This is a genomic window from Clostridium sp. UBA5119 (genome assembly GCF_002414285.1).
Lineage (GTDB): Bacteria > Bacillota > Clostridia > Clostridiales > Clostridiaceae > Clostridium_J > Clostridium_J sulfidigenes.
The window spans coordinates 13916-21175 of sequence record NZ_DHYX01000049.1 but is presented as its reverse complement, the minus strand read 5'-3'; the positions used below and the strand labels follow the sequence as shown (position 1 = coordinate 21175).

Genomic DNA, 7260 nt, shown 5'->3' with positions numbered 1-7260 from the left:
AGATATATATATTCTATAATCATGGAGAAGAGGGTTATAAAATTTTAAAAGAAAAAGGATATGATAAAGAATTTTTGAATATTATAAGAAATCATCATAATTATAAAATACAAAATAAATGGCTAGATATTTTACGAAAGTATGATGATAGAAATTAATACATATAATTAATATAAGTAAAGAAATATTTAATAATGAAAGAAAAAATACAATAATATACATAGGTATATGATATACTATTATTTAAATAATATATGTTTATACATGGAGGGGATTATGACAAGCGCAAAGAGAAGAGAAAAAATAAAGAATCTATTAATACAATCTCAAGAACCTGTAAAAGGTCAGATATTAGCAGAAATGTTTGAAGTTACTCGTCAAATTATAGTTAAGGATATAGCTATTATAAGAGCTGAGGGGGTAGATATAATATCTACGCCAAAAGGATATATGGCGTTAAAGGAAAATATCAATAGCATAAAGAAAGTTATAGCTGTTAATCATGGAAGGGAAGAAGTAAAAAATGAACTTGAGACTATTGTTAAATATGGTGCAATTGTAGAAGATGTAATAGTTGAACATCCTCTTTATGGAGAAATAAGAGCTATGCTTATGCTTAAAAATATGATGGATATTGAAAATTTTTATAGTAATTTTAAGCAGTATGAAGCTGAACCTTTAAGCGTATTAACAAATGGAGTTCATCTTCATACAATAATATGTGAAAATGATAGAGTTTTATCAAATATAGTAGAGGAATTAAATAAAAAAGGATTTTTGATTAAAGAATTATAAAAAGGGGTGTGAATATTTTGAAGAAGAAAGCTATCTGGAGTATAGTTTCTATCATAATAATTATATTACTTTTCACTGTTGCTGGAATAAATATAATAGTTGACTATCAATGGTTCAGTGAATTGGGATATATTTCTATTTATTTTACTAAGTTATTATCTATAATGAAATTAATGGTTCCCACATTTTTAGTAATATTTATTGGAATAACATTATATTATAAAAGTTTAATACCTAATATTAGAAAGTTAAAAGAGATAGTAGAAATTGATAAAGTTAAAGAGAAAAAAAGGTTTAAAATCTTTTTAGGAATAAATTTTATTATATCTTTATTCTTTTCTTTTAGTTTTGCAAATATATATTGGTACAAAATATTAGAATTTACAAACTCTACAAAATTTAATGTTAATGATCCTATATTTAATAAGGATATATCATTTTTTACATTTAAGTTACCTTTAATACAATCTTTATATAGTAGTATGATTTCATTATTAGTTTTACTTGTAATAGCTACTTTTATAATTTATATTATTTTAAATTTTAAGGATAAGATTAATAATCACTTTGATAGATCAGATAAGGTTGTAAATTTTAAATCTATGACTAGTGGTATAACAAGTTTTGCAGGAAAACAACTTGCAGTTATAGCTGCATTACTTATGTTAGTTATATCTTTAGGATATATGATAAAAGGATGGAACTTAGCATATTCNNCCTAGGGGAATAGTTTTTGGAGCAAGTTATACAGATGTAAACGTATCTTTAAAATTTTATAAAGTGATTTCCATAGTTTCAATTATTTTTGCTGTATTAATATTCTTAAGTATATTGTTTAAAAAAGTTAAACCAATAATATTTTCAGTAATAGTAGTATTTGTACTGATGATTGGGGAAAGTGTTGCAGCAGGAGTTGTTCAACAATTTATTGTTAACTCCAATGAAAAAACATTGGAAAAACCTTATATATCCAAGAACATTGAGTATACTAATATGGCTTATAACATTGATAAAATTGATGAAAATAATTTTGAAATAAAGAATGATTTAGATGCTACAGGTATAAAACAAAATAAAGATATAGTTGAAAATATTAAGGTTAATGCATATCGACCTGCTTTAGAATTTTATAATCAATTTCAATATATAAGATATTATTACAAGTTTAATGATATAGATATTGATAGATATAATATTAATGGAAACTATAATCAAGTATTCATAGCACCGAGAGAAATTGATTTTGAAAAGTTAGATGAAAATTCTATTACCTGGCAAAATAAACATTTATCATATACACATGGATACGGGGTTGTTATGAGTAAGGTTAACTCGGTAACAAGTGAAGGACAACCTGATTTTATTATGAGCAATATACCTATTGAAAATGAAACGGATATTTCATTAGAAAATCCAAGGATATATTTTGGTGAGAACACTAATGATTATAGTATAGTAAATACAAAGCTTGGAGAAATTGATTATCCAGTAGGTGGTGAAAATGCTACTAATAATTATGACGGTAATGCGGGTATATCCATGAATTATCCAAACAGAATTATATTTGCTATTAAAGAACAAAATAGTAAATTTTTATTATCTCAAGATATAACTAGTGATAGTAAAATTCTACTTCATAGAAATATAGTAGAAAGAGTTAATAAAGTTGCACCTTTTTTAAGATATGATGAAGACCCATATGTAGTTATAAACAATGATAGGCTTTATTGGATTATAGATGCATATACTGTAAGCGACAAGTTCCCATTTGCACAACCTATGGGAGATATAAATTATATTAGAAATTCAGTTAAAGTTATAGTTGATGCATATGATGGAACAACAAAGTTTTATATAACAGATAATACAGATCCTATAGTTGCAACGTATGCTAAGATATTTCCTAAACTATTTACAGACTTAAGTACTTTATCAGATGAAATTAAAGCTCACTTCAAATATCCTCAAGATTTATTTGCAATTCAGAGTGAAATGTTGTCTAAGTACCATGTTTCAGATCCTGGAGTTTTCTACAATGGGGATGATATATGGTCTATAGCTAGTGATGTAGCTACAATTGAAGGTGATGAAGTAAAATCAGAAGCTTCGTATGTTACTACTAAATTAGCTGGAGAAGATAAAGAAGAAATGGTTATTTTAGAGTATTTTAATACAAAAGATAGAGATAATATGGTAGGTATGTTTGGTGTTAGAATGGATGGAGATAATTATGGAAAAATGTTTTTGTATAAATTTCCAACAGGAGGAACAATATATAGTCCAATGTTATTTAAACAAAAAATAAACCAGGATCCAGAAATATCTAAACAATTATCACTTTGGGATACTAAGGGTTCTCAGGTTCAATTTGGAGAAGTTTTAATAATACCAATAGGAAACTCTTTGTTATATGTAGAACCTCTTTATTTGAGAGCTTCTGGTGAAAATAGCATACCTGAAATGAAAAATGTCATAGTTGGTTACGGAGATAAACTAATACTTGAAAAAGATATAGGAACTGCTATTACTAAGATGTTTAATCTAGAGAATGAGGAAAATAATAATAACTCTAATAATGAAGGTATCGAAAATAATAAACAAGAAGGAAATTTAAATTCCGATTATTTAGGAAAATTAAAAGAAGCATATACAAATGCTATTGAATCTCAAAAAAATGGAGACTGGGCAAAGTATGGTGAGTATATAAATCAAATAGGAAAATTAATTGACGAATTATCAAAATAAATTTATATAAATAACATGACTAGCCGCTCTAAAACTTTCGTAGTAAAATGGAAGATAGAGTGGCTAGAATAATTTATATAAAGTAGTATTAACATACATAGGTGGAGGAAATTATGGATTATGATGTATTGATATTAGGTGGAGGAATTATAGGTTGTGCTATAGCTTATGAATTGTCAAAATATAATCTTAATATTGCAGTTATAGAAAAAGATTATGATATATGTAATGATACACCCTCTATAAACACAGCAACAATATATGATGGACTAGAATGTGAGGATGAATTATCATCTAAGCTTATTAGAAAAGGCAATTTATTAATGGAGGAATATGCATTAAGATTTAAAGTTCCGTATAAGAGGTGTGGAACCTTATATATAGCAAGGAATGAAATTCAGGCTATAAGTATTGATAAAATGTATGAAAGAGCTAAAGCAAAAAAAATAGATGATGTAAAACTTCTTATAGGAAAAGAAATATTGGAGTATGAACCGAATATAGAAGGAAATATAATAAAATCAATATATATACCTAATACAGGCGTAATAAGCTCATATGATTTAGCTTTAGCTTATGGTGAAATTGCTTTTGATAATGGAGTTAACTTTAGATTACAAGAAGAGGTTGAATCTATAAATAGTATAAATAAAGGATTCAAGATAAAAACAAGTAAAAATAAATTTACTTGTAAGATAGTTATTGATACAACTAAAGATAAAAATCTACAATTAGTTAATGAAAATAATAAAGAAGATGATAAAGGGAAATATATGAAATATGTGGTTATTGATAAGCCTTATGAAAAGTTATATTCTAACATAATTTTTGATGTAAGAGAAAATGAAAGAATATATATAAGACCTACAATTAACAATGAAACAATAGGGGCTTATAGTAACTATAAAAATGTTCACTATGATAAAGTTATTGAAAAGATAAAACCTCTTACTAAAGAAATTAGTGAAAATGATATAAAAGTAGTAAGAGATTGGCGCCTTTTTGATGAACCTATTATTATACAAGATGATATTATTAATAGTGGGTATATAAATATTAAGGTTAATCATTATGCTAAGGTTACAATAACACCATATTTAGCTTTGAACATATCAAAACTAGTAGTTGAAAAGTTAAATTGTAAATTTAAAAAGGATTTTAATGATAAGAGAAGGGAATATTTTAGATTTAAAAACCTATCAAATGAAGAAAGAAATAAAATTATTAAATTAGACAGTAAGTATGGACGTATTATATGTCAGTGTGAAAAAGTTAGCGAAGGTGAGATTGTAGACTCTATTAGAAGACCTTTAGGAGCTAGAACAGTAACTGGGGTAAAAAGGAGAACAGGAGCGGGATTTGGAAGTTGTGATGGGTGTTACTGCAAGGATAAAATAATTGAAATTTTGGCAAGAGAAATGGATAAAAGAGTTACAGAAGTGGTTAATAATTCAAAGGATTCAACCATTTTATTATCAAGAATAAAAGAATTTGATGAAATGTGAGGTAATAAAAAGTGAAGGATAAGGATATATTAACAACTATAGTGAGAGTAAAAGGATCTGCAGAGCGTAGGGTAGTTTCGGTAAAGAGTAGCGAACCAATAGATAAAAGTTTATGGCTTGAATACTCTAAGTGTCTAAGTAGAATATATGTAGGACCACAGACATCAGAAGGAGATGTTATATGTAAGAATATACTTAATACAGGTGTAGATATAGTATGTACTAAATATGCTTACAAAAATTAATATTAATATTGACAAAAAATATGTTAGGGAATAATATAAACATATATTTAATGAAATAAATTATAAACCGTTGAAGAGAATAGTAGTACTAATTATATATGTAAGAGAGTCAGTGTTTGGTGTAAACTGATATATATATTATTACGAATCCGCCTCTGAGGGACTGTGATGAGCAGTACGGCATTAAGTTTGTCGTTAAATTTGCGAGTGGAATAATTAATTTTATTCAATTAGGGTGGTAACACGGAGTCTTTCGTCCCTTAGGTGGGGTGAAAGGCTTTTTATTTATATCAAAATATATTTATAAGAAAAGGGTAGGAGGAATAACAATGATAGACTTAAAGAAAATAAGAAATAATCCAGATGAAATTAAAGTTAAAATGGAAAATAGAGGAGAGAGTTTTGATTTATCGCTTATAGATGAAGTTGTAGAGCTGGATCAAAAGAGACGTAATATATTAATAGAAGTAGAGGAATTAAAAAATAAAAGAAATAAAACTTCAGCAGAAATTCCTAAGTTAAAAAAACAAGGTATAGATGTATCAGAAACTATGAAGGAAATGAAACAACTTTCAGATACAATAAAAAATTATGATGTGGATTTAAATGAAATAGATCAAAGAATAGAATATATAATGATGAGAATACCTAATATACCTCATGATTCAGTTCCGAATGGTAGTGATGATGAGGATAATGTTGAAATTAAAAAATGGGGAGAGATAAGAAAGTTTGATTTTAATCCTAAAGAACACTGGACTATAGGTACAGAAAATAATTTGTTGGATTTTGAAAGAGCTGGAAAAATTACAGGGTCTAGATTTACTGTTTATAAGGGACTTGGAGCAAGATTAGAGAGAGCATTAATAAATTATTTTTTAGATACTCACACTGGTAGAAATGGATATGATGAAATACTTCCTCCATATATGGTAAATAGAAATAGCATGACTGGAACAGGTCAGTTACCTAAGTTTGAAGAAGATGCCTTTAAAATTAGTGATACAGATTATTTTTTAATACCTACAGCAGAAGTACCTGTAACTAATATTTACAGAGATGAAATCCTTGAAGGAGATAAACTTCCGATAAAATATGCAGCATATAGTGCATGCTTTAGGTCAGAAGCTGGTTCTGCTGGAAGAGATACTAGAGGATTAATTAGGCAGCACCAGTTTAATAAAGTAGAATTAGTTAAATTTACAAAAGAAGAAGAATCATATGATGAACTTAATAAATTAGTTCAAGATGCAGAAAGTGTGTTACAAGGATTAGGACTTCCATATAGGATTGTAAAAATATGCAGAGGAGATTTAGGTTTTACTGCTGCTTTAAAATATGATATTGAGGTTTGGATGCCAAGTTATAATAAGTATGTAGAAATATCAAGCTGTAGCAACTTTGAAGATTTTCAAGCAAGACGTGCTAATATAAAATATAAAGATGATCCAAAAGCTAAACCTAAATTTGTTCATACAGTAAATGGTTCAGGGGTTGCTATAGGAAGGGCCTTAGCTGCAGTTCTTGAGAATTATCAAAATGAAGATGGTAGTGTTACAGTACCAGAGGTATTAAGAACATATATGGGTTGTAAAAATATAACTAGATAAAAAAATTTAGAATTTATATAAAAGTTTTTCAAAAAAATATTGACACAAGGGCTATTTCTTGATAGAATAACCCTTGTAGGAAATGGAGAGATGGTCGAGTTGGTTTAAGGCACCGGTCTTGAAAACCGGCGTACGTGTGAGCGTACCTAGGGTTCGAATCCCTATCTCTCCGCCATATTTTTAAATTGGAGAAATACTCAAGTGGCTGAAGAGGCGCCCCTGCTAAGGGCGTAGGTCGGGTAACCGTCGCGAGGGTTCAAATCCCTCTTTCTCCGCCATTTAAAAATAACCTATGAAAATTAAACAAGTAAAATCAGAGTATGATTTTAATAATTCTACGGAGAGATGGTCGAGTTGGTT

Annotated in this window: 5 protein-coding genes, 2 tRNA genes, 1 pseudogene and 1 other annotated feature; all 8 genes and pseudogenes read left to right on the top strand. The window is 27.9% G+C overall.

Annotation, left to right across the window (positions count from 1 at the left end; genetic code table 11):
- Positions 1 to 2: 2 nt before the first annotated feature.
- The 8 genes and pseudogenes from B2671_RS17585 (at position 3) to B2671_RS07225 (ending at position 7178) form a co-directional block, all read left to right on the top strand.
- Entirely contained in the window at positions 3 to 158 is a 156-nt protein-coding gene (locus B2671_RS17585) for an HD domain-containing protein (RefSeq protein WP_414632622.1), read from the top strand.
- Positions 159 to 276: 118 nt separating this feature from the next.
- Positions 277 to 795, top strand: a complete 519-nt coding sequence (locus tag B2671_RS07255; protein WP_346869800.1) for a transcription repressor NadR — start codon at positions 277 to 279, stop codon at positions 793 to 795.
- Positions 796 to 812: 17 nt separating this feature from the next.
- Positions 813 to 3540, top strand: a pseudogene (locus B2671_RS07250) (UPF0182 family protein).
- A gap of 113 nt (positions 3541 to 3653) precedes the next feature.
- Complete coding sequence (locus B2671_RS07245) at positions 3654 to 5045, top strand: FAD-dependent oxidoreductase (protein WP_150843602.1); 1392 nt, start codon at positions 3654 to 3656, stop codon at positions 5043 to 5045.
- 11 nt (positions 5046 to 5056) lie between these two features.
- Positions 5057 to 5290: a DUF1667 domain-containing protein gene (locus B2671_RS07240; RefSeq protein ID WP_346869799.1), complete on the top strand. Its 234-nt coding sequence runs from the start codon at positions 5057 to 5059 to the stop codon at positions 5288 to 5290.
- A gap of 61 nt (positions 5291 to 5351) precedes the next feature.
- Positions 5352 to 5554, top strand: a binding site (T-box leader).
- 65 nt (positions 5555 to 5619) lie between these two features.
- A complete protein-coding gene (gene serS, locus B2671_RS07235) occupies positions 5620 to 6900 on the top strand; it encodes a serine--tRNA ligase (protein ID WP_346869798.1) in 1281 nt (426 codons plus the stop codon).
- A gap of 84 nt (positions 6901 to 6984) precedes the next feature.
- Positions 6985 to 7075: transfer RNA gene (locus B2671_RS07230), tRNA-Ser, on the top strand.
- 12 nt (positions 7076 to 7087) lie between these two features.
- Positions 7088 to 7178, top strand: a tRNA-Ser gene (locus B2671_RS07225).
- The last annotated feature ends 82 nt before the right edge of the window (positions 7179 to 7260 follow it).